The 21451-nt window shown below is 36.9% G+C and carries 22 protein-coding genes and 1 tRNA gene; 8 read left to right on the top strand and 15 right to left on the bottom strand.

The features are described from left to right. Positions 1-128 precede the first annotated feature (128 nt). The 6 genes from EAE90_RS07875 to EAE90_RS07900 all read right to left on the bottom strand — a co-directional run bounded on the left by EAE90_RS07875 (position 129) and on the right by EAE90_RS07900 (position 5855). Positions 129-851 (bottom strand): helix-turn-helix transcriptional regulator, encoded by a 723-nt coding sequence (locus EAE90_RS07875; protein WP_214053032.1) that lies wholly within the window; start codon positions 849-851, stop codon positions 129-131. 160 nt (positions 852-1011) lie between these two features. Further along, complete coding sequence (locus tag EAE90_RS07880) at positions 1012-1734, bottom strand: helix-turn-helix transcriptional regulator (RefSeq protein WP_214053033.1); 723 nt, start codon at positions 1732-1734, stop codon at positions 1012-1014. A gap of 291 nt (positions 1735-2025) precedes the next feature. Beyond that, positions 2026-2748: a helix-turn-helix transcriptional regulator gene (locus EAE90_RS07885; protein ID WP_214053034.1), complete on the bottom strand. Its 723-nt coding sequence runs from the start codon at positions 2746-2748 to the stop codon at positions 2026-2028. 310 nt (positions 2749-3058) lie between these two features. Further along, entirely contained in the window at positions 3059-3781 is a 723-nt protein-coding gene (locus EAE90_RS07890) for a helix-turn-helix transcriptional regulator (protein WP_214053035.1), read from the bottom strand. Positions 3782-4099: 318 nt separating this feature from the next. After that, positions 4100-4822 carry a helix-turn-helix transcriptional regulator gene (locus EAE90_RS07895; protein ID WP_214053036.1) on the bottom strand — a complete coding sequence of 241 codons (723 nt, stop codon included), beginning with the start codon at positions 4820-4822 and terminating at the stop codon, positions 4100-4102. 310 nt (positions 4823-5132) lie between these two features. Then, a complete protein-coding gene (locus tag EAE90_RS07900; RefSeq protein WP_214053037.1) occupies positions 5133-5855 on the bottom strand; it encodes a helix-turn-helix transcriptional regulator in 723 nt (240 codons plus the stop codon). A 1417-nt stretch (positions 5856-7272) separates the two neighbouring features. Between EAE90_RS07900 and EAE90_RS07905 the strand changes: the two genes are divergently transcribed. After that, positions 7273-8658 (top strand): SLC13 family permease, encoded by a 1386-nt coding sequence (locus EAE90_RS07905; protein WP_214053038.1) that lies wholly within the window; start codon positions 7273-7275, stop codon positions 8656-8658. 121 nt (positions 8659-8779) lie between these two features. On the opposite strand, the gene EAE90_RS23725 is transcribed toward EAE90_RS07905, so the two are convergent. Then, positions 8780-9112 (bottom strand): hypothetical protein, encoded by a 333-nt coding sequence (locus tag EAE90_RS23725; RefSeq protein WP_246550482.1) that lies wholly within the window; start codon positions 9110-9112, stop codon positions 8780-8782. Further along, positions 9113-9913 carry an MFS transporter gene (locus EAE90_RS07910; protein ID WP_246550484.1) on the bottom strand — a complete coding sequence of 267 codons (801 nt, stop codon included), beginning with the start codon at positions 9911-9913 and terminating at the stop codon, positions 9113-9115. A 455-nt stretch (positions 9914-10368) separates the two neighbouring features. Between EAE90_RS07910 and EAE90_RS23730 the strand changes: the two genes are divergently transcribed. The 4 genes from EAE90_RS23730 to EAE90_RS07925 are packed head-to-tail and all read left to right on the top strand — an operon-like array spanning position 10369 to position 12779. Beyond that, complete coding sequence (locus EAE90_RS23730; RefSeq protein ID WP_246550486.1) at positions 10369-10632, top strand: hypothetical protein; 264 nt, start codon at positions 10369-10371, stop codon at positions 10630-10632. A 24-nt stretch (positions 10633-10656) separates the two neighbouring features. Further along, positions 10657-10884: a hypothetical protein gene (locus EAE90_RS23735; protein ID WP_232832529.1), complete on the top strand. Its 228-nt coding sequence runs from the start codon at positions 10657-10659 to the stop codon at positions 10882-10884. Then, complete coding sequence (locus EAE90_RS07920; RefSeq protein WP_214053039.1) at positions 10877-11548, top strand: dTMP kinase; 672 nt, start codon at positions 10877-10879, stop codon at positions 11546-11548. The genes EAE90_RS23735 and EAE90_RS07920 overlap by 8 nt, the downstream gene beginning before the upstream one ends. Positions 11549-11597: 49 nt before the next feature. Then, positions 11598-12779 carry an MFS transporter gene (locus EAE90_RS07925; protein ID WP_214053040.1) on the top strand — a complete coding sequence of 394 codons (1182 nt, stop codon included), beginning with the start codon at positions 11598-11600 and terminating at the stop codon, positions 12777-12779. 206 nt (positions 12780-12985) lie between these two features. Here EAE90_RS07925 and EAE90_RS07930 read toward each other — a convergent pair whose 3' ends face one another. From EAE90_RS07930 to gloB, 3 genes are all read right to left on the bottom strand, one after another. After that, complete coding sequence (locus EAE90_RS07930) at positions 12986-13921, bottom strand: 2OG-Fe(II) oxygenase family protein (protein ID WP_214053041.1); 936 nt, start codon at positions 13919-13921, stop codon at positions 12986-12988. A gap of 717 nt (positions 13922-14638) precedes the next feature. Next, on the bottom strand, positions 14639-16003 hold the full coding sequence (mltD, locus tag EAE90_RS07935; protein ID WP_214053042.1) for a murein transglycosylase D: 1365 nt from the start codon (positions 16001-16003) through the stop codon (positions 14639-14641). Between the two features lie 71 nt (positions 16004-16074). Then, a complete protein-coding gene (gloB, locus tag EAE90_RS07940; RefSeq protein WP_214053043.1) occupies positions 16075-16827 on the bottom strand; it encodes a hydroxyacylglutathione hydrolase in 753 nt (250 codons plus the stop codon). A 42-nt stretch (positions 16828-16869) separates the two neighbouring features. Between gloB and EAE90_RS07945 the strand changes: the two genes are divergently transcribed. Continuing rightward, positions 16870-17586 carry a class I SAM-dependent methyltransferase gene (locus tag EAE90_RS07945; protein ID WP_214053044.1) on the top strand — a complete coding sequence of 239 codons (717 nt, stop codon included), beginning with the start codon at positions 16870-16872 and terminating at the stop codon, positions 17584-17586. Here EAE90_RS07945 and rnhA read toward each other — a convergent pair. Then, positions 17583-18053 (bottom strand): ribonuclease HI, encoded by a 471-nt coding sequence (rnhA, locus tag EAE90_RS07950; protein ID WP_214053081.1) that lies wholly within the window; start codon positions 18051-18053, stop codon positions 17583-17585. The two genes, EAE90_RS07945 and rnhA, sit on opposite strands and share 4 nt — an antisense overlap. A 57-nt stretch (positions 18054-18110) precedes the next feature. On the opposite strand from rnhA, the gene dnaQ reads away from it, so the two are divergent. Together dnaQ and EAE90_RS07960 are read left to right on the top strand one after the other, a co-directional pair. After that, complete coding sequence (dnaQ, locus tag EAE90_RS07955) at positions 18111-18857, top strand: DNA polymerase III subunit epsilon (protein WP_214053045.1); 747 nt, start codon at positions 18111-18113, stop codon at positions 18855-18857. 129 nt (positions 18858-18986) lie between these two features. Continuing rightward, a tRNA-Asp gene (locus EAE90_RS07960) sits at positions 18987-19063 on the top strand. A gap of 141 nt (positions 19064-19204) precedes the next feature. Here the strand turns inward: EAE90_RS07960 and EAE90_RS07965 are convergent. The 3 genes from EAE90_RS07965 to EAE90_RS07975 all read right to left on the bottom strand — a co-directional run bounded on the left by EAE90_RS07965 (position 19205) and on the right by EAE90_RS07975 (position 21446). Beyond that, positions 19205-19471, bottom strand: a complete 267-nt coding sequence (locus tag EAE90_RS07965) for a helix-turn-helix domain-containing protein (RefSeq protein WP_214053046.1) — start codon at positions 19469-19471, stop codon at positions 19205-19207. Between the two features lie 605 nt (positions 19472-20076). Then, a complete protein-coding gene (locus tag EAE90_RS07970; RefSeq protein ID WP_214053047.1) occupies positions 20077-20745 on the bottom strand; it encodes a helix-turn-helix transcriptional regulator in 669 nt (222 codons plus the stop codon). A gap of 17 nt (positions 20746-20762) precedes the next feature. Further along, on the bottom strand, positions 20763-21446 hold the full coding sequence (locus EAE90_RS07975) for a helix-turn-helix transcriptional regulator (RefSeq protein ID WP_339921032.1): 684 nt from the start codon (positions 21444-21446) through the stop codon (positions 20763-20765). Positions 21447-21451: the final 5 nt, after the last annotated feature.

Genomic DNA, 21451 nt, shown 5'->3' on the forward strand with positions numbered 1-21451 from the left:
TTGATTTCACGGATCGCCAGATAGGTGTAGTATTACAAAAGCGGGTGAAACAAAACTTTTTGGGAGGGGAGTAGGATTCTGTTTGACAGAACCCTAATGGCATAGTGACGATAACGGGTGGTTCATTGTTATGTTAGAGTTATATAGGGACTCGGGTTAATAAATCGGGTAGGAGCATAATTATCATACCCCTTACCCCTGCAATATTCTTTTAATTGGCTTAATGAATTTATTCCTATTTTTTGATAAATAAATTGTAGCCTGCTTTGTACCGTTCTATAGGTAATACTTAATTTTCTTGCTATATCTTTAGCGCTTAGCGATTGCAACGCAAAAAATACTATATCGAACTCTCTGTCGGTAAATAAATCAGTTGGTTTGCCAAAAGTTAATGATTCTGGATGAATGTTATTTTCAAAATGATACATGGAATAAATTTCAAGTTTTTTACCGTGCGACACAATCCCAATGCATTCTCCATCCTTCATTAGCGGTGTAACATTGACCAGAAATGGTTGGATTATTTTTTCTTTTCCGACATAAGTGAAGGTGTGCAGTACCGGAATGGTCTTTTGACTCGTCATTACATTTTTATCATTAGTTTGTATAATATTTTCAAACTCAGACCACGGTGCTGGACATTCACCATCACGCCTCCCTTCTATATTAAAACCTTTAGGAAGACCGCTGTAATGAATCATAGTATCATTGGCATAGATGAATCTATGTTCCTTGTCTTTTATAACCCAAACATCATTGCTGTTTTTCATGTACGATATGAAGGCATCAAAGCTTTTTGAATGAATATCCAGATCTTTGTTTACAGAGAAACTCATAGTTTTATCATTCATAATTTCACCTATCATGATTGAACTGTAAGACCGTGATAACGTTCATGTGAGGTATCCCACAAAACTCTTTTCGCGTTGTTAAGCGAGTTTTGGTCGGCGCATAGGATTCTGTTTAGACAGAACCCTAATGGTATAGTAACGACAGCAATGCTGTGCATTGTTATGCCAGAGGTATAAAGGGATTAGGGTTAATAAATCGGGTAGGAGCATAGTTATTATATCCTTTACCCCTGCAATATTCTTTTAACTGGCTTAATGAATTTATCCCTATTTTCTGGTAAATGATATGTAGCCTGCTTTGTACTGTTCTATAGGTGATGCCTAATTTTTTGGCTATATCTTTGGCGCTTAATGATTGCAAAGCAAAAAATACTATATCGAACTCTCTATCTGTAAAAATCTCAGTTGGGTTGCCAAATGATAATGATTCAGGATGCCTGTTGTTTTCAAAATGATACATGGAATAAATTTCAAGTTTTTTACCGTGCCCCACAACCCCAATACATTCTCCGTCCTTCATTAGTGGTGTAACATTAACCAAAAATGGTTGGATTATTTTTTCTCTCCCGCCGTAAGTGAAGGTGTTTAGTACTGGAATGGTTTTTTGACTCGTCATTACATTGCCATCACTAGCATGTACAATATCTTCGAGATCAGACCACGGAGCTGGACACTCACTAACAAGCCTCCCTTCTATGCTAAAACCCTTAGGAAGACCGCTGTAATAAATCATAGTATCATTGGCATAGACGAATCGATGTTCCTTGTCTTTTATAGCCCAAAAATCGTTGCTGTTTTCCATGTACGATATAAAGGCGTCAAAGCTTTTTGAATGAACATCCAGATCTTTGTTTACAGAGAAACTCATAGTGTTATCTTTCATAATTTCACCTATCATGATTAAACTGTAAAAACTTCCATGTAAAATTATCACTTTTACGACACAATGGATAATTATATTTATGAGTTTCTGGGCACCTATTTGGTGCGGATGATTTTACAGAGGAGCAGTTTCCTGTAATCATCTTCAATATACTAATATTCTATATTGTGTAAAATTTTTATTATTAATTATGTGTTTAATGAATAATTGCAATATGCTGGATGGAATGTGAGAGAAACCAAGGTGTAAGGTTCTGCCAGGCAGAACCCTAATAGAATGTGTAGTTCATTGTTATACTAGAGGAATATAGGGGTTCGGGTTAATAAATCGGGTAGGAGCATAGTTATCATATCCCTTACCTTTGCAATATTCCTTTAACTGGCTTAATGAGTTTATCCCTATTTTTTGGTAAATGATATGTAGCCTGCTTTGTACCGTTCTATAGGTGATATCTAATTTTCTCGCTATATCTTTAGCGCTTAGCGATTGTAATGCAAAAAATACTATATCGAACTCTCTATCAGTAAATAAATCAGTTGGTTTGCCAAGAGTTAATGAGTCAGGCTGAATGTTGTTTCCAAAATGATACATGGAATAAATTTCAAGTTTTGTACCGTGACCAACAACCCCAATGCATTTCCCATCCTTCATTAGGGGGGTAACATTGAGCATAAATGGTTGGATCATTTTTTGTTTCCCACCATAAGTCAAGGTGTTTAATACTGGAATGGTTTTTTGACTCGTCATTACAACATCACAACTAGCTTGTATAATATTTTCAAACTCAGACCACGGTGCTGGACACTCACCATCAAGCCTCCCTTCTATATTAAAGCCTTTAGGAAGACCGCTGTAATAAATCATTGCATCGTTGGCATAGATGAATCGATGTTCGTTGTCTTTTATAGCCCAAATATCATTGCTGCTTTCCATATATGATATAAAGGCGTCAAAGCTTTTTGAATGAACATCCAGATCCTTATTTACAGAGAAACTCATCGTGTTATCTTTCATAATTTCACCTATATGATTAAATTGTAAGAGCTCCCATGTAAAATTATCACTTTTACAATACAATGGATAATTATATTTATGAGTTTTGGGGCATCTATTTGGTGCGGATGATTTTACAGAGGAGCAGTTTCCTGTAATCACCTTCAATATGCTAATATTCTATGTTGTGTAAAATTTTTATTATTAATCATTTTTTTAATAAATAATTGCAAAATGAAATATGCTGAGTGGAATGTGAGAGAAACCAAGGAGTAAGGCTCTGCCAGGCAGAACCCTAATTGCTTAATGACGATAACAGTGCGGTTCATTGTTATATTAGAGGTATATAGGGATTCGGGTTAATAAATCGAGTGGGAGCGTAATTATCATATCCCTTACCCCTGCAATATTCTTTTAACTGGCTTAATGAATTTATTCCTATTTTCTGATAAATGATATGTAGCCTGCTTTGTACCGTTCTATATGAAATGCCTAATTTCTTAGCTATATCTTTAGCGCTTAGTGATTGCAGTGCAAAAAACACTATATCGAACTCTCTATCTGTAAAAATTTCAGTTGGGTTGCCAAATGATAATGATTCAGGAGGTTTATTAATTTCCATATGATACATTGAAAAAACCTCTAGCTTCCTAGCTCTGCCTACTACGCCAATCGACTCTCCATCTTTTATCAAAGGCGTGACATCCGCCATAAATGGTTGAATAATTTTATCCCTACCGCCATACATAAATGTAATCAAAGTAGGAATGACTTTTTTTTCTTCCATCACTCTACGATCATTAGATTGAATAATGTCAGCAACCTCAGACCAATAAACCGGACATTCACTATCCAGTTTACCTTCAACATTAAACCCTTTGGGTAGTCCGCTATGATGAAGTCCATAATCATTCATATAGATAAATCTCGACTCTTTATCTTTTATATACCAGAACTCATTACAGTTCTCCATGTATGAAATAAAGGCGTCGAAGCTTTTTGAATGAACATCCAGATCTTTGTTTACAGAGAAACTCATAGTGTTATCTTTCATAATTTCACCTATATGATTAAACGGTAAAACTGGAATAACTTCCATGTAAGATTATCACTTTTGCGACACAATGGATAATTATATTTATGAGTTCTTGGGTACCTATTTGGTGCGGATGATTTTACAGAGGAGAAGTTTCCTGTAATTATCTTCCATATGCTAATATTCTATATTGTGTAAAATTTTTATTATTAATCATTTTTTTAATAAATAATTGTAAAATGAAATATGCTGGATGGAATGTGAGAGAAACCAAGGTGTAAGGCTCTGCCAGGCAGAACCCTAATTGCGTAATGACGATAACGGTGCGGTTCATTGTTATACTAGAGGTATATAGGGATTCGGGTTAATAAATCGGGTAGGAGCATAGTTATCATATCCCTTACCCCTGCAATATTCTTTTAACTGGCTTAATGAATTTATCCCTATTTTCTGATAAATGATATGTAGCCTGCTTTGTACCGTTCTATATGTGATACCTAATTTTCTAGCTATATCTTTAGCGCTTAGCGATTGCAACGCAAAAAATACTATATCGAACTCTCTATCAGTAAATAAATCAGTTGGTTTGCCAAAATTTAATGAGTCAGGGTGAATGTTGTTTTCAAAATGGTACATGGAATAAATTTCAAGTTTTTTACCATGCCCAACAATCCCAATGCATTCTCCATCCTTCATTAGTGGTGTAACATCGACCAGAAATGGTTGAATTATTTTTTGTCTCCCACCGTAAGTTAAGGTGTTTAGTACCGTAATGGTCTTTTTACTCATCATTACGTTTTTTTCATTAGCTTGTATAATATCTTCAAACTCAGACCATGGGGCTGGACATTCACCATCAAACCTACCTTCTATGTTAAACCCCCTAGGAAGGCCGCTGTAATAAAGCATAGTATCATTCGCATAGACGAATCGAGATTCGTTGTCTTTTATAGCCCAAAAATCGTTGCTGTTTTCCATGTACGATATGAAAGCATCAAAGCTTTTTGAATGAACATCCAGATCTTTGTTTACAGAGGAACTCATAGTTTTATCATTCATAATTTCACCTATCATGATTAAACTGTAAAAACTCCCATGTAAAATTATCACTTTTGCGACACAATGGATAATTATATTTATGAGTTTTTGGGTACCTATTTGGTGCGGATGATTTTACAGAGGAGCAGTTTCCTGTAATTATCTTCCATATACTAATATTCTATGTTGTGTAAAATTTTTATTATTAATCATTTTTTTAATAAATAATTGCAAAATGAAATATTCTGGATGGAATGTGAGAGAAACCAAGTGTAAGGCTCTGCCAGGCAGAACCCTAATTGCTTAATGACGATAACAGTGCGGTTCATTGTTATACTAGAGGTATATAGGGATTCGGGTTAATAAATCGGGTAGGAGCGTAATTATCATATCCCTTACCCCTGCAATATTCTTTTAACTGGCTTAATGAATTTATTCCTATTTTCTGATAAATGATATGTAGCCTGCTTTGTACTGTTCTATATGAAATACCTAATTTTTTAGCTATATCTTTAGCGCTTAGTGATTGCAACGCAAAAAACACTATATCGAACTCTCTATCAGTAAATAAATCAGTTGGTGTGCCAAAAGTTAATGATTCAGGATGCCTATTGTTTTCAAAATGGTACATGGAATAAATTTCAAGTTTTTTACCGTGACCAACAACTCCAATGCATTTTCCGTCCTTCATTAAAGGTGTAAGATCGGCTAAAAATGGTTGGATCATTTTTTCTCTCCCACCATAAGTGAAAGTGTTTAGTACCGGAATGGTTTTTTGGCTGGTCATTACGTTTTTATCGTTAGCTTGTATAATATCTGCAACCTCAGACCACGGAGCTGGACATTCACTATCAAGCCTACCTTCTATGTTAAAACCCTTAGGAAGATCGCTGTAATAGAGTGCAACATCATTAGCATAGACGAACCGAGATTCGCTGTCTTTTATGATCCAAAGATCGTTGCTGTTTTCCATGTATGAAATGAAGGCGTCAAAGCTTTTTGAATGAACATCCAGATCTTTATTTACAGAGAAACTCATAGTTTTATCTTTCATAATTTCACCCATCATGATTAAACTGTAAAACTGTAAAACTGTAAAACTGTAAAACTGTAAAACTGTAAAACTGTAAAACTGTAAAACTGTAAAACTGTAAAACTGTAAAACTGTAAAACTGTAAAACTGTAAAACTGTAAAAACTTCCATGTTAAGGTTATCACTTTTACGGCACAATGAATAATTATGTTTTTAATGAAGAATCACAATATGAAGTGTGCTGGATGGAATGTGAAAAAAAGTTAGTTGTTTATGTAATCGGTTTAATTAAGTGTAGAAATGTGACGTGTATATTGATTTTCGATCTTTTTTATAATCAAATAAAAAAATAATTTTATAGCTTATGGCCCTATTCACTCAAGTTAAATCATGTGGATTATCGTTTTTCGTGTCATTTTAAAACAAAAGATTATAGAAATTTTCATTTATTCAAATAAGATTAACCATTCTTTATCTGAAAATGATTAAATAGGGTTAAGAAAAGTCATTTTTTATCTGTCAAAATGGTTTTAAAATCTGGAAAAAAGACAAGCACATTATGAAAAAGCAGGCAAAAACTTTAATCATTAAAGATAAAAATAAGTGATTAAAGGTTTTTAAGAGTGGGTGAAAAACTCGATGTTATACTGACATTGGAAGAGAAAACAGGTCTTAATTTGATTAATAGAGTGACTAAATAGATAGGATTAATCCAATAACAAAAGTATGATGTTATATCAAAGTATTTAACAGGATTAACCCGATTAGCTGCGAAAAAAGGGATAAAAAATTTTATTTAATCACATTAAAAATGATTAAAGGAGTGAGGGGTGTCTTAAAGTTATTGGCATATCTGTTACCCTCTCTGGTTTTAAATCTAAAAAATAAATTATATAAGAAGGAAAAACTAAGTGTTAGTTTAATGAAAAAGGTTAAAACTTTGTACGATTAAAACCAGAAATTTAAATAGTGGTTTTTAATAACAGTTTAAAGCCTACCATCATAAAGCTATCAGTGAAAAACGAAAAAAATGGTCTTGTTAATGTTTAAATACCCGTCCAACCTATAACCTTTCTGGTAAATTAATTCGCCAGATTTTTAACCACCGTTGATGCTAAAACGCTCTCTCATTTTTTAAATGGGTTTATTATCAACTTGAGGAGAAGTAAAACTCACCTGCTTTTGTGCCTAAAAAAACTGCATAAAACGTAACGGTTTCCTATACCTATAAAGGTGTAATAATGTGATGTAACAACAAAAATTTGTATAAAACACCGTCTATTATGATTTAATTGATTGGTTCTTGCGCTTTAGATCCCAAAATTCAAAGAACTGCATTTGCTTCCTAGAGAAGACTCCTTATATTCACACGCCTTGTATTTTTTTAACAATTGTAGCAATGGTGGATCAGATATCACCGGCGCTAATGGAGTTACCAATGGATGCTTCTGAATCTTTAACACCAGCCATGAAGCTAAATTTTTCGAATAAAAAAGGCTTAATTATTCTGGCTGCTGATGTTGTATTACTATTTATTCTACTTAATACATTGCCGTTTGGTGAAAAAGCTAATGCAGGTTTAGCACTGATGGTATTTGTTGGTGTGTTGTGGCTTACCGAAGCTATTCACGTCACTATTACTGCATTATGTATTCCAATTCTGGCGGTTGGTATGGGATTGATGAATACGGGAGATGCACTGAAATCTTTTGCTAATCCCATTATCTTCCTGTTTTTTGGTGGCTTTGCCTTAGCAACTGCACTTCACATTCAAGGATTGGACAGACTGATTGCTAACCGTCTGCTGATGATTGCCCGTGGACGTTTGTCTGTAGCGGTGATGTTGTTGTTTGGTGTAACGGCTGGCCTTTCCATGTGGATCAGTAACACAGCGACTGCTGCGATGATGCTGCCATTAGTATTAGGTATTTTGTCCAATCTGGATGCACGTTCTGAACGCCATACATTTGTATTTGTGCTGTTAGGCGTGGCTTATAGTGCAAGTATCGGTGGTTTAGGTACTTTGGTGGGAAGTCCGCCAAATGCGATTGCTGCGGCTCAACTGGGCATCGATTTCTTCAATTGGATGAAATTTGGGGTTCCGTTGGTGGTTATTCTGATGCCAATGATGGTTGGTGTTATGTATTTGATGTTGCGCCCGAATTTGAATCATAAATTCGACATGAAGCTGGAAAAACTGGATTGGACTGGTAAGCGTCTAATGACCATGCTGATCTTCCTATTAACTGTATTTTGCTGGATCTTTAGTACGGTTATCAGTTCTGCCTTAGGGGGCGTGAAAGATCTGGATACCATTATTGCTGTCAGTGCTGCCGTTCTGATTGGTATAACGGGGGTGGCGAGTTGGTCCCAGATTCAAAATAACACCGAGTGGGGTGTGTTGATGCTGTTTGGCGGTGGTCTGACTTTAAGCGCTATTTTGAAAAATTCAGGCGCTAGTGAAATCATGGCGAATGGGATGGCCGCTACTTTTGGCGCAAGCCACTGGTTTGTGATTATTGTTGCGGTAGCAGCATTTATTATCTTCCTGACTGAATTTACCAGTAATACAGCCAGCGCCGCGTTGCTAGTACCGATATTCGCAACCGTTGCGGAAGCGTTGGGGATGCCGATAATGACGCTGACACTTATTATCGGATTTGGGGCATCCTGTGCTTTTATGTTGCCGGTTGCCACACCACCTAATGCGATTGTTTTCAGCTCCGGTCATATTAAACAGACTGAAATGGTCAGAGTGGGTATAGTGCTGAATATTGCCTGTATCGCGATCATCTCTCTGTTTGCTTGGTTATTCTGGTTGTAACTGAAAATTTACTCATGTCCCTCTGGACACAATAACTATTCAATATCCCCATCAAATGTACGGTGGGGAAATAAAGCCAGAGGGGGAAGATTCATAGAGAAGGATTTGCCGAGCGCGTCAGCTAGCAATCTAATATTGTCAATGTAAGGCCGATGACCAATCCGACGAATAGCACGGCCATTGCTGAGCTTGAACCTCCTGCGACTAACCCGATAGTGGCTAATGGCACTAAGCACAAAATCCCCAGATTATTGAATGTTTCTGCAAAGGCCAGAACCATACCTTTGTTAGGGCCTGCTCGTGTTGCCAAAACGACGGTACTTGCAGGCGCTCCAACGCCCAGCGCGGCACCCCAGAATATTAAACATCCTAGAGAACCTAGGAGCGTAAGCGGAACCAGCATAAAAACTGAGATCACACCAGTCAGTAGCAAACTGACCAAAACTAAAATCACTTATTCTCGACTGCAAAGCTTACGAAGCCAACCAGCGGACAGATTACCTAACCCTAAGCCAACACCAAAGGTTGCAACGGTCAGACCGATTTCAGTGGGGCCAAATCCGTACCGTTGACGTAAGACTTCTCCAGACAAAAGAAAAGCAGAGACGCCGGTGCCATTCCACGCTCCTTTTGCAATGAGCGGCCTGACAACCGACCATTGCCGAAACCAGACTAAGCGCTGGTTTGTTGGCTGTAGAGGCGCAGTTTTTGATGGCAGGCAGTAGATCCCGATGATGAATGTAACGACACTGCCAAGTGAGCTAAATAAAAACGGCGCTTGCCAATTTATTAAATTTGTCAATATCCCGGCTAAAGCTGGACCGAATGCAATGCCAAAAGTCATACCGAGCATAACGATACCCATCGCTCCGGCTTGGCGATTATAGGGAATGATATCGGCGATCAAGGCAAATACGGTGGGTATGATTACCGCTGATGCTATACCGCCAAAAATTCGTAGCGTGATTGCGATATTAAGAGTGGGGGCAAGAGTGATAGCGAGGCCATCTGCGGCGAAAAACAGCAGAGAAATCATAAGTAATCTGCTTCTGTTAATACGATCTGAAAAATACCCAAATATAGGTGCTGCCAGAGCGTAGGAAAATGCATAGCTGGATACCAGCCAGGATGCTCCGATCGCCGTTGTCCCGAAGGCGACTGCAAGAGGGGTAAGCATGGATGACAACATGAATTCGGTGGCGCCAACGAAGAATACGGTGACTGAAAGGATAATAAAAACGTGTATTTTGGCCATCAAGAATTCTTTAATAAATGACAGAATTTTACATGATGAACACTGCATTGAATACATGACCGAAGAAATAATAACAATAAATTCAAATAATTACATTAAATAAACCTCTTGGAAAGCATACCAAGCTTGATATAAATTTTATACAAAAAGCAACAAATAATTTACAGTTTTTTCAATGGGTTATATTTTTAGTTGTGATGGCACCCACAAATATATTAACTATTACATAGCTGAATTAAAAAACACTGTTATTATTAGGATGCTGAATTAAATTTTAATCAAATTTATTTGTAAAAAGAATCCTAGAGGAGAATAAAATGGATGTGATAACAGCACAAGCATTTAGGTCACTGACTAATGACGAAATTTTATTCCTAAAAGAAGGGCGTATCGAACAAGTGATAGCTCTAAATTAGAAACAACGCATACCGTACCTCAAGAAGTTATTTTAGGAAATGGTACAATTTTGTGAAAAAAACAAACTTAACAGTCATCTAATATCAATGCCCCCTAGAGATCTAAATAAAATAAAGGGGATTTCTGAGTTTGTTGATAGCTGGGCTATTAGTTTAGAAATATTTAATCCTAAATTATTTGATCAGATATGTCCTGGTAAATCACAGGACTATGGGAGAGATAATCTATTAGAAGCATACTTGGCTGCTGTTTCAGAGTTAGGTAAAGGCAATGTTTATGTTGGGTTTGTAGCGGGGTTATAACCTTTAAATGATTTAGTACAAGGAATGGAATTTTTTTCAAAAAATGGCATAGTTCCAGCGGTAGCAGTCTTTCATCCCGATCATGGTTCTGAATATCAAAATCATCCTAGACCTATTTTTGAAGATATTTATAAAACGTATGCTGAAATGCATAAATTATATCAAAAATATGGATTCAAACCATTTATTATCGGTAGTGGTAGAAATTCACTTGATACTGAAGCGTACTACGGGGAAAAAAGAAATGATTAAACGCGGTTTATTTATAGCTTTTGAAGGAAATGATGGTGCAGGTAAATCAACAATTTCACGCGAAGTTTATGATATTTTATCTCTAGATTATAATAATATTGTTTTTTTAGATAAGAATTATCCTTTATTACCATCTGGGTATAGTATGTATCACATGGGAAAAATACGAGATGTCCTTTGGGATTATGACATTTCAGCTCCATTGGGTGAACTTGGGGACCGGCACTGGATTTTATTGATAGCATCATGGTTTTCTGTTTTAGATAGTTTAATTATTCAACCTTGTTTATTAGAAGGTAAAATTATTATATGTGATAGTTGGTATTATAAATATTTAGCAAGATTCTTACTTAAATCCACGGAATTAGCAAAGTTAAGTAAATCGGTTCTATCTATAAACACAAAACCAGACATGGTGATATATCTTGATGTTCCTCCAGGCATTGCTGAAAAAAGGAAAAAAATATTAAAACCTAGTGAATCAGGAAAATTAGAGAAAAATGAAAAATATGATTTTATAGAATATCAAAAACACGTTCTTAATCAATACCAGACGTTTTATGATGACACTTGGAAAATTATTGATACTGACACCTTAACTAAAGATGCAGTAATTAAATCAATAGTGAATATTATTCAAGTGGAAATACTAAAAAGAATGTAATTACTGCAAGTGCTATATTTAATGAGGCTGTTTTAGTTGGAGGGAAATAATGGATAAAGAATTTCGAAAATTAATATTAGCTTCCTCAGGGAATTCTTTCACCTTGTATTTGGAGATGATAATATCATTCACGCTAATTACATATCACTGGAATGGTGGAGCGATATACTCGTCTTTATATACAATTTCATATGCTGCATCATTACTATTTCTAACGCCCTATGTTTCGTCATTTGTAGATGAAAATATAAAACCCAAAAAGTACATTATTATCATTTCGGTACTTTGCGGTGTTATTACCACTTTTCAATACAATATTGATGACATTAATATATATATTCTTTATTCTTTTATTAAAAACATCCTTCGTTTATTTTTAGGACCTTCTAATTTTAAAATATTAAAAAACATATCAACCAATCAATTTGAAAAAAACTTTAGTTATTGGCAGGTTTTATTTCAAATATATAAAATGTCGGCCCCGTTATTTTTAGGTTTTATTCTCATTTATTACTCAACAAAACAGATTCTTATTTTAATATCAATCCTTTATTTTATTTCAGCAGTCTTGTATGTTTTTGTTTCAGAACCGTTGATCAATGTTAATCGCAAAAAAAACAAGATATCATTAATTAATTACTTTAATATAATGAAAGATAATAAAATATTGTTTTCATTTATTGTTATTTCCACTTTAACGTGTTTTGGTTATCTATCAGATAGCTTAATAGCTCTTAGCTTTATGGAGCAGGGATTAAATGGCAGCCATTATAGTTTTGCTATGTGTCTTTCTGGTGTTTCAGGTGTTTTAATTGGTTTAGTATTTGGAAAGTATAGGATTAACATATCTTTAAATATTATGTTATTTTCATTCTTTTTGTGGGGAATGGGGTATCTTTTAATAGGAATAACAAATCAATTTAACGATTTATTTCCTGATAAAATCAATTTATTTTTTATATTTTTAGCAATGGCAATAATAGGAATAGGATCGTCGATGAATAATATTATTGTTACCATTTATATGCAGAAATTCGCAACTAATGATAACTCGGCTAAAATATTTGGCTTAACGTCAATTTCTGTTGGTTTTTCCATGTTTATTGGCCCTTTGATAGGTTCCACAATATCTTATCTTTTTTCCATAAGCATCGTTTTTTTTACAACATTTATAGGTGTTTTTTCAACTATAATTGTGGTTATTTTAATAAATCGTAAATCCACGTCATGACACAATTTTACCCTTTTATTATTGTAGGAACCCAGTGAACAAAAACACAATTTTAGAAAGTTTAATTCCGGCAATAGCAATTATTATTAAATTATTTCAAAAAATTTTATCTGAATTAGCTTTGAATCGATATGACAGATACTGATAATAAGGTATCTGTCAGCTCAAATCTGCGTTATAACCCCGATTTATTGTGCAGAAAATATCTACAAAGTATCATTATCATCATCGTATGTTCGACTTGCTTCCTGGATAACAAACTCTTTAACGGATTGAACTTTGATGGGGCCGTTGGGACCATATTTGTAGACATTACCAGCCAGATCGCTAACTAAAAACATGACATATGACATTCTATCGCGTTGCCCATTTCTTTCTGTGCGAGCAACGCCATGTATATTGGCTCGAACATTCGGGGTTAAATTTTCTGTCAGCACTTCGATTGAACTACCAAAGTTAATGATCAGGTATCCTGGAACAGGATCAATAGCTAAAAGCTCATCATTTATATAGGCAAGAAGGCCACGTTCAGTTGATCTTAAAACTGTCACCCATCCTGAATCCCGATGAAATTTAGAACCTCGGACGGCTTTCTCTGATCGGAAGTGGTTAAACGATAACATCTGGTTTTTTAACCCTTCTGAAATACCATTAGTAATGAGTTCCCAGTCACGACGAGGAATGCCAATATAAGTTAACACGGAACGTAGTACGCATATACCGATGTGTGCCATATGATGGCCTAGTGTCGCAACCTCTGATGGCATAAGGTGCCAATGTTCCCGTTCAAGGCGGAAATGTTCCCATTGATCATGCTCTCTGTCGAAATAACCTTCGTAACTATTGGAAAAAGTACATGACTTGAATCCTGTATAGGGGCGAAGGTCCCCTTCTTTGGCGGGTTCAAAGAAGTGGTATGCAAATCGATCGCCGTGTTCAAAATCTATATATGATGGTGCTTTCAGGAGGAAAAAACCATCCCGGAGGGCTCGGTTAAAGCCGTCTTTGTCAGTAAAAATAAGATCATCTCCCTCTAGATAGGAGCGCGCCATGTCTGCTGATTTATATGTTTTTGAGGCTTCGCTTTCCGATGGCATGGGAGGGAGTTTGACTGGAGTTCGCATTGTTGATGATGTTGTCATAATGATAGTCCTTAGTTGTGGTAGCAGGCAGAACTTTTGTTTATTCTTCTGTATCTCGGAAATGTATATTGCCAATATTACATGTAGTGCTTATTTTTATATTGTTTTCTTATAGTGTATTAATCTGTTTTTCCGTTATATTAAAGTCAGAATAATTATATTAACAAGTTTATTTGTTAAAACGTTAAGTAACTATTCGGCAAAGTAATTGATGTTGATTATTAACTATCCTAGCTGACTTTTTAAATATTACAAGAATTTGATGGTTTATATATGGAAAATAATGGAAATATAAATGGCGACAATAGAGTAATACTTCTTTAATCGGTTGTTAATATAGAAGTTTTATAAATTACTTGGTTATGTTTTAATGATTTTGTTATTTATTTTTGAATGTGATAGTTTATCAATGATATTTTTATAATTATCATTAAATTTAATAATTGATTTTTATTGTGATTATATTGCTATATTATTTAAATGCTATTTCTTAAATAGCATATTTAACACTTTAATATGTTGATAATTAATCTGATTTTAATGATTGAATGTTGTATTTATCAATTGATCATATGATTTCCTTACGTTGTTTATCAATTCGTTTGGTTTCGGAAATAATAAGCAAAGATTTATTTCACTAGAGATGAAGAAATGGCCCTAAGAAGAGGGCCATCTATTTATCTTCCTACAACAATAAAACATCTATTGGAAAAGATTTTAAGCTTCATCAGAAAATTCATTGACATAGAGCGTTAACTCAATTCCTGGTTTGATATCTGTTGTTTTTATGCCATCGTTCCAGTTCATTAAATCCTTAATGTTGATACCGTGACGTTTAGCAATACTGGCAATTGAATCGCCTTGGCGTACACGGTAAATAATGGCATTGTCATTATTTACCCTTAATACTTGTCCAATTTTTAACAATTTGGCGGTTTTCAGATTATTCATGCGTTGTAATTCGCGGGTGGAAACATTAAACCGCTTTGCAATAGCGGATAATGTATCACCTGAGCGAACTTTATATTGGCTCTGTTTACTCAATCGACGGTTGTTTTTAGCAACTTCCTGACGAATATTACTTAGGACGGTTTTATTTGCTAGCGAGTTTTTAAACTGATCAACTTTTGCCTTTGGCAACATGATGTAATGTGGACCGTTAGGCGATGTTACCCCTCGTTTATACCCAGGATTATAGGCTTTAATCGATGTCAGGGACATGCCAGCCAGTTCAGCGGCTTGAGATAGGGTGATTTGTTGACCAACATCAACTTGAGCAAGCGCCCGCTGGTTATTGGATTTTGGCAGCGTAATGCCATATTTATCGCTATTACGGATGACATCACTGAGCGCCAGAACTTTAGGCACATAGAGCGTAGTCTCCCGTGGTAGTGATAATGACCAGAAATCCGTTGGTTTACCTTTTATCTGGTTTTCTTTTATTGCGCGCATAACACGGCCTTCGCCACTGTTATAAGCAGCAATAGTCAATAACCAGTCGCCATTGAACATTTTATTCAGGCGTTGTAACAGATTCAGGGCAGCCGTTGTTGATGCGGCAACGTCTCGGCGTGCATCGTACCATTTATCCTGAGTAAGACCGTAATTGCGGCCCGTATCCGGGACAATCTGCCACAGGCCGGCAGCCTTAGCGCGTGAGGTAGCATGCGGGTTAAAAGCACTCTCCACTATGGGTACCAGTACTAGTTCCATCGGCATATCGCGTTGCTTGATCTGCCTGACTATCCAGTACATATACGGTTCAGCCCGTAAAGTTACATCGTGGAGATAGCTCTTGTTTTTCAGGTAATAATTTCGTTGTTCACGAACCCTGTAATTATCAGGGATCTTCATCTTCAACTCATCACGGATGTATCCCCACAGCTCACGCTGAGCGCCAGAACCATCCTCTCCCCAGTAGGCAGCAAGCTGATCGGTATTATCAGTTGCTGCTATCTTGCCTGTTTTTAGACTCGTTGAAGACGAATTCTGTGCCCGTTGTCCGGCTGTCGTCGACCAATCAGGCCCGGATTGACAGCCAACCAGCAAGACAGATGCGAACAGAATCGCTTTTGTCTTCATAATTAATTTTTATGGTTGTTTAAAAGACGACCAATAATACTTATCTTGGCTTGATATAGCAACTCTCTCAATCAAAATTGATCTTTTTGTCTTCTTAGCTGACGGAAAACGGCGGAAAGCGGTTGAGAGTTGGGGACAATTCCAATATTTCTTTGTAAATCAACATCATCACATTTTAAAAAAATATTAATTTTTTTCTCGGTTTGTAATGTGGTTGGTACTGTTGGTTGATTGTTTTCCCTCATTTGAGTTACTTTTTGCTGATATTCGCTGATAGTCTGATTGGGTAAAACAGCATGAGCAAATTTCATATTAGGAACGGTATATTCATGGGCGCAACAGATCAGTGTGTCATCGGGCAGTTCAGCTATTTTACTTAGAGATGTATACATCTGTTCAGCGGTTCCTTCAAAGAGGCGGCCGCAACCACCAGAGAACAAAGTATCCCCACAAAAGAGGTAAGGTGCTTGATAAAAAGCAATATGTCCCAGAGTATGGCCTGGAATGTCGATGATCTGGAAAGAAAAGTGACCGAAATGGATGCTGTCGCCGCCATGTACTATTATCGTGGCGCCTTTGCTCTCGGTTTCTTTTGGACCGTATACTGGTAGCTCAGGGAATCGCTCAATAATTCCAGGAACGCCGCCAACATGATCGTGATGATGATGGGTAAGTAAAATTGCATCGGGTATCCAGCCGCGGGATTTTAAAGTATCAAGAACAGGTTGTGATTCTGCCGGATCAACGATTACAGCATGTCTATTTTCGTCACAAAGTAACCAAATGTAATTATCCGAAAGGGCAGAAATGCTGATAAGCTCCATTGTATACCTCTTATTAACAGCGGGTTATAAGGAAAAGAAGCCATGAAATCTGCACATACAATACAGAATATAAATCCCCCGGCTTCTTGGGCTGATTTACCTTGGGGGGAGTATTACCGTGCCGCTTTGGAGTGTCAATTACAACCTTGGTGGCCGAAAATATTTGGTTTCCACCTGCTGAAAGTCGGTAATTTGAGTGCCGAAATTGACAGCAAAGAGTGTCCGATTTTTAATCAGACCAATGTGGGTAAGGAAGGCAAGAATATGCATGTGATTACTGATCCTTACCATCTACCGTTTGAAGAAAAGTCCGTTGATGCTTGTTTGCTGAGTCATATGCTGGCTTACAGCGCCGATCCCCATCGTCTTTTACGGGAAGTTGACCGGGTGATGATTGATGATGGTTGGCTCATTATCAGTGGTTTTAATTCATTGAGTTTGCTTGGTTTGGGAAAATTAGTGCCGGGATTATGGCGTCATCAGCCCTATTGCAGTCGGATGTTCTCCCTGATGCGCCAACTTGATTGGTTGAGTTTGCTTAATTATGAAGTGGTGTACCGTGATAGTTTTCAAGTATTGCCCTGGCGAAATGAAACGGGTTTTGTTAATCGGCGCCTGTCTGCATTAGGGTGTGTCAGTCTGATTATTGCCCGCAAACGCACATTGCCATTAACACTAAACCAGATGAAAGTGACATTATTAAAGCCTAAATTGGGCAGTGCTGTTGGTGTAACAAAATGTTACCGAAAGCGCAGTTAATCTCTATTTTCGAGATATCCAGTGTCGGTTTCTGTTGGTGAGTTTGCTGCGGTACGGGCTAATTCGTCACAACGTTCATTTTCATCATGTCCGGCGTGGCCTTTGACCCATAGCCAATCAATGTCATGGCGGCTAATGGCTTGATCAAGGCGTTGCCATAAATCGACATTACTGACCGGAGATTTATCTGCTTTACGCCAGCCGCGTTTTTTCCAGTTATGAATCCATTGTGTAATGCCTTGACGCACATATTGGCTGTCGGTGGTTAAAACAATTTTACAAGGGCGAGTCAGTGTTTCCAGGCCAATAATTGCTGCCATGAGCTCCATTCTGTTGTTGGTTGTATGGTAAAAACCTTCGCTAAGGGTTTTTTCGTGTTGTTGATAACGTAATAACACACCGTAGCCCCCAGGCCCCGGATTGCCGAGACAAGATCCATCGGTGAAAATTTCTACCTGCTTGCTCATATCTGGTAGACTCTGCTTATTCAATTCAAAACCCTAAGTCTGACATAAAAAGGCATTATGAGCACGGCAATTACACGACAAGTTGTTCTTGATACCGAAACTACCGGTATGAATAAATTAGGTGTTCACTATGAAGGGCACAAAATTATTGAAATTGGGGCTGTGGAGGTTATTAACCGTCGTTTAACTGGACGCCATTTTCATGTCTATATTCAACCGGACAGATTGGTCGATCCTGAAGCATTTGAAGTGCATGGGATCAGTGATGAATTTTTGCAGGATAAACCGCTGTTTGCTGATATTGCAGATGAGTTTATTGAATTTATTCGCGGCGCCGAATTGATCATCCATAACGCTCCCTTCGATATCGGCTTTATCGATTATGAGTTTGGCAAGCTGGATCGTGATATTCCGCCGACTGCGGATTTCTGTAAGATTACTGATAGCTTACAACTTGCGAGAGGGCTATTTCCAGGAAAAAGAAATAACCTTGATGCGTTATGTGATCGTTATGATATAGACAATTCTAAACGAACCTTACATGGCGCGTTGCTCGATGCCGAGATATTGGCTGATGTCTATTTGATAATGACAGGCGGTCAGACTTCCCTTGCTTTTTCAATGGAAGGGGAAATTGCTGGCGGTGCGAATGCTGCTGAAATACAGCGTGTTACCCGGCCTCAAACGGCATTAAAAGTCGTTTATGCAACGGATGAAGAACTCGCCGCTCACGAATCCAGATTGGATTTAGTTGAGAAGAAGGGCGGGAGCTGTTTATGGCGTATAAATTCTGGACAGAGTTAACATAAAATTGCGGATAAATCACCTTTTGGGGTGGAAAATTGATCAAATGCGCCACTTTGTTATAAAAGATATTGACGGAATGATCTTGGATTCGTAATATTCACCCCGTTCTCAACCAGAACGCTGCGCGGTGCGGTAGTTCAGTCGGTTAGAATACCGGCCTGTCACGCCGGGGGTCGCGGGTTCGAGTCCCGTCCGCACCGCCAAAGATTTCTAAGCCCTGGGAGTTGCCCGGGGCTTTTTTATTTGTACTTATATCTTGTTTGTTCGTACTTACATCATGCAGTAATCTCTCGATAGACAATATAGATGATAATGAAATTGCATTAAAATAAGACATACAGATGTTACCAGCTTTCTATACAGCTTGTTTCTGCAACTTTTATTAAGAATTTATTCTCTTTACCAGGTCTATAGCGTGATGGCCAAATATCCGATGGATGTAAACCTAATTCAGTCGCGATTAATGCTTCTCCCTTTGGCCACGGGCGATGTAATGCATTACTTAGCGTCGATGATGCTAAGCCAGCTTTACGAGAAACGGCTGAAAGATTTGTTCCTTGTTTTCTCAGTGCTGCAATAATATCTGCCGGATGCCAGTCTTGAATACCCATAAATAATCTCCAAGTTTTTATTGTGAGAAAAACATTGATAATAGATAAATTATCAATGTCTTGCTGTTTGGTAGTAATTGGGTGCAGATTATCGATCAAGGTTAATTGAATAGGCTATCGGAGAGAATACTGAATAATATATCGATTGTTTTATAACAGAATATTCCCTATATATTGGAGGTGTTTTTTGTGAATGTAAAGAGCATTATTATTATCGGCGAAAAATATTCTTAGCTTAATAACCTAAATAACTAATAGTTGCTTATGAATACTTTTTGCTATCTTTCAGAAAATTTATTAACGGTAGTAAATATTACATTTACATAAATATGGAGAAATCCCTTATCTTTTGCAAACCACGATTCTGGGATTTTATTTCATATATACCCGTCATCTTTCAAGTTGCCTCTTTGTTAGCTGCACTCATTCACCCCGGTAACATAGTTGTCTAGCTCCCGGGGATTCGCTCCCTTGCCGTCGCGATGCATCTTGAAATCTATAAGGTATATCATCTGGCTGAGTCGTGGCATAATTAGTTTAATAGGTTCATATTTGGATTTTATAATATTATTGCCTTTATAATAATTTTAATATAAAGATGAGATTTATAAATAAGGAAATAACAATCTCTCTGGTATATAAAGGTTAAAATTATTTATACGGCAATACTCCTCAAATTGAGAATCAGAATTCACTTTTAGTTTCTGGTATGTTTTTTCTATCTGGTTTTTTACCGATTGATAAGGAATATTGAGTCTCTCACTGATTTCCTTTTTGCTATGTTTTGCCAGAAATAGGAAAATAATTTCCCACTCTTGTTGGGAAAATTTTTCTGAGGGAGAGCAAAACATAATGGAAGGTGGCAATTTTCCATTGAAAAACTCTTTTAAAGAAAGCGCTTCCGCTTTTCGTCCATGGAAAATAATGCCAATACACTCATTATCTTCATTATAAAATGGGAATTTCTCGAAGAAATAGGAACAAAGATGTTTTTCTTTGCCAAATCTATGTGTTTCTAATGAGCATACACTTTTTTCCAAGCGCATGACTGTTCTGTCATGTCGTTGAAAGTGCTCTTCAAAGATTGCTCCAGCCCAAGGTAATTCACAATCAAAACGCCCTTCGACGTTCAAGTTAAGCGGAATATCTTGTAGCATAGCCATTGCTTTATTTTCATAAATAAAGCAAGTGCTTTTGTCTTTAATGCCCCAAGGATCATGGCTATGTTTTATGGTGTTTATTATCTGTGCTGATATATTATTCGTTGGTTTCATCTGTTTTATTTACCACATTATATAAACATTTTACTACCAGGTTTTAAAAATCTCTCAGGGACATAGAGATCAAAATCATTAAGGCGGCAGTATTCATCCAATTGTTGACCGGAATTAATACCAATTTTCTTGTATATCCGTAACATATGCGTTTCTACTGTGCGATAAGAAATATTCAGTATTCGCCCGATCTGTTTACTGGTGTATTTCTGTAAAAATAGAAAAATGACATCCCATTCCCGTTGAGTAAATAGATCAGAAGGAGGCTGGAACATGATAGAACCGGGGAGTTTGCCATAAAAAAAGCGGGTCAGAGAATAGGCTTCGGCTTTCCAGGCATGGAAAATGACACCGACACATTGATTATCTTCATTATAAAATGGAAACTTTTCGAAGAAATAGGAGGAAAGTAATTTTTCTTTACCATATAAATGGGTTTCTAATGAGCATATTCTTTGTTCTGCTTGCATTACCGCTCTGTCATGGATCTGAAATTGTTCTGCAAAAGCGGCGCCTTCCCAAGGCAGATCATTGTCTAGACGTCCTTCTACATTAAAACCTCGGGGAAGATCGCGCAACATAGCCATTGCCTTGTTTTCATAGATAAAACGGGAACTTTGATCTTTTATGCCCCAGGGTTCATGACTGGTTTCCATTAGATTGATAATTTGAGGCGATACGGTTAATTTTTTATAACTCACAACAT

This window comes from Photorhabdus caribbeanensis, from assembly GCF_018448885.1.
Taxonomy (GTDB): Bacteria; Pseudomonadota; Gammaproteobacteria; order Enterobacterales; family Enterobacteriaceae; genus Photorhabdus; species Photorhabdus caribbeanensis.

Bases quoted from the DNA above. Each gene is read 5' to 3' on its own strand.
- EAE90_RS07900 (WP_214053037.1), bottom strand. From the start codon at position 5,855: ATGAAAGATAAAACTATGAGTTTCTCTGTAAATAAAGATCTGGATGTT.
- EAE90_RS23735 (WP_232832529.1), top strand. From the start codon at position 10,657: ATGGAATTTTTTTCAAAAAATGGCATAGTTCCAGCGGTAGCAGTCTTT.
- EAE90_RS07880 (WP_214053033.1), bottom strand. From the start codon at position 1,734: ATGAAAGATAACACTATGAGTTTCTCTGTAAACAAAGATCTGGATGTT.
- dnaQ (WP_214053045.1), top strand. From the start codon at position 18,111: ATGAGCACGGCAATTACACGACAAGTTGTTCTTGATACCGAAACTACC.
- EAE90_RS07920 (WP_214053039.1), top strand. From the start codon at position 10,877: ATGATTAAACGCGGTTTATTTATAGCTTTTGAAGGAAATGATGGTGCA.
- EAE90_RS07925 (WP_214053040.1), top strand. From the start codon at position 11,598: ATGGATAAAGAATTTCGAAAATTAATATTAGCTTCCTCAGGGAATTCT.
- EAE90_RS07930 (WP_214053041.1), bottom strand. From the start codon at position 13,921: ATGACAACATCATCAACAATGCGAACTCCAGTCAAACTCCCTCCCATG.
- rnhA (WP_214053081.1), bottom strand. From the start codon at position 18,053: ATGAGCAAGCAGGTAGAAATTTTCACCGATGGATCTTGTCTCGGCAAT.
- EAE90_RS07945 (WP_214053044.1), top strand. From the start codon at position 16,870: ATGAAATCTGCACATACAATACAGAATATAAATCCCCCGGCTTCTTGG.
- EAE90_RS07890 (WP_214053035.1), bottom strand. From the start codon at position 3,781: ATGAAAGATAACACTATGAGTTTCTCTGTAAACAAAGATCTGGATGTT.
- mltD (WP_214053042.1), bottom strand. From the start codon at position 16,003: ATGAAGACAAAAGCGATTCTGTTCGCATCTGTCTTGCTGGTTGGCTGT.
- EAE90_RS07970 (WP_214053047.1), bottom strand. From the start codon at position 20,745: ATGAAACCAACGAATAATATATCAGCACAGATAATAAACACCATAAAA.
- EAE90_RS07965 (WP_214053046.1), bottom strand. From the start codon at position 19,471: ATGGGTATTCAAGACTGGCATCCGGCAGATATTATTGCAGCACTGAGA.
- EAE90_RS23730 (WP_246550486.1), top strand. From the start codon at position 10,369: ATGGTACAATTTTGTGAAAAAAACAAACTTAACAGTCATCTAATATCA.
- EAE90_RS07895 (WP_214053036.1), bottom strand. From the start codon at position 4,822: ATGAATGATAAAACTATGAGTTCCTCTGTAAACAAAGATCTGGATGTT.
- EAE90_RS07905 (WP_214053038.1), top strand. From the start codon at position 7,273: ATGGATGCTTCTGAATCTTTAACACCAGCCATGAAGCTAAATTTTTCG.
- EAE90_RS07910 (WP_246550484.1), bottom strand. From the start codon at position 9,913: ATGGCCAAAATACACGTTTTTATTATCCTTTCAGTCACCGTATTCTTC.
- EAE90_RS07885 (WP_214053034.1), bottom strand. From the start codon at position 2,748: ATGAAAGATAACACGATGAGTTTCTCTGTAAATAAGGATCTGGATGTT.
- EAE90_RS07875 (WP_214053032.1), bottom strand. From the start codon at position 851: ATGAATGATAAAACTATGAGTTTCTCTGTAAACAAAGATCTGGATATT.
- gloB (WP_214053043.1), bottom strand. From the start codon at position 16,827: ATGGAGCTTATCAGCATTTCTGCCCTTTCGGATAATTACATTTGGTTA.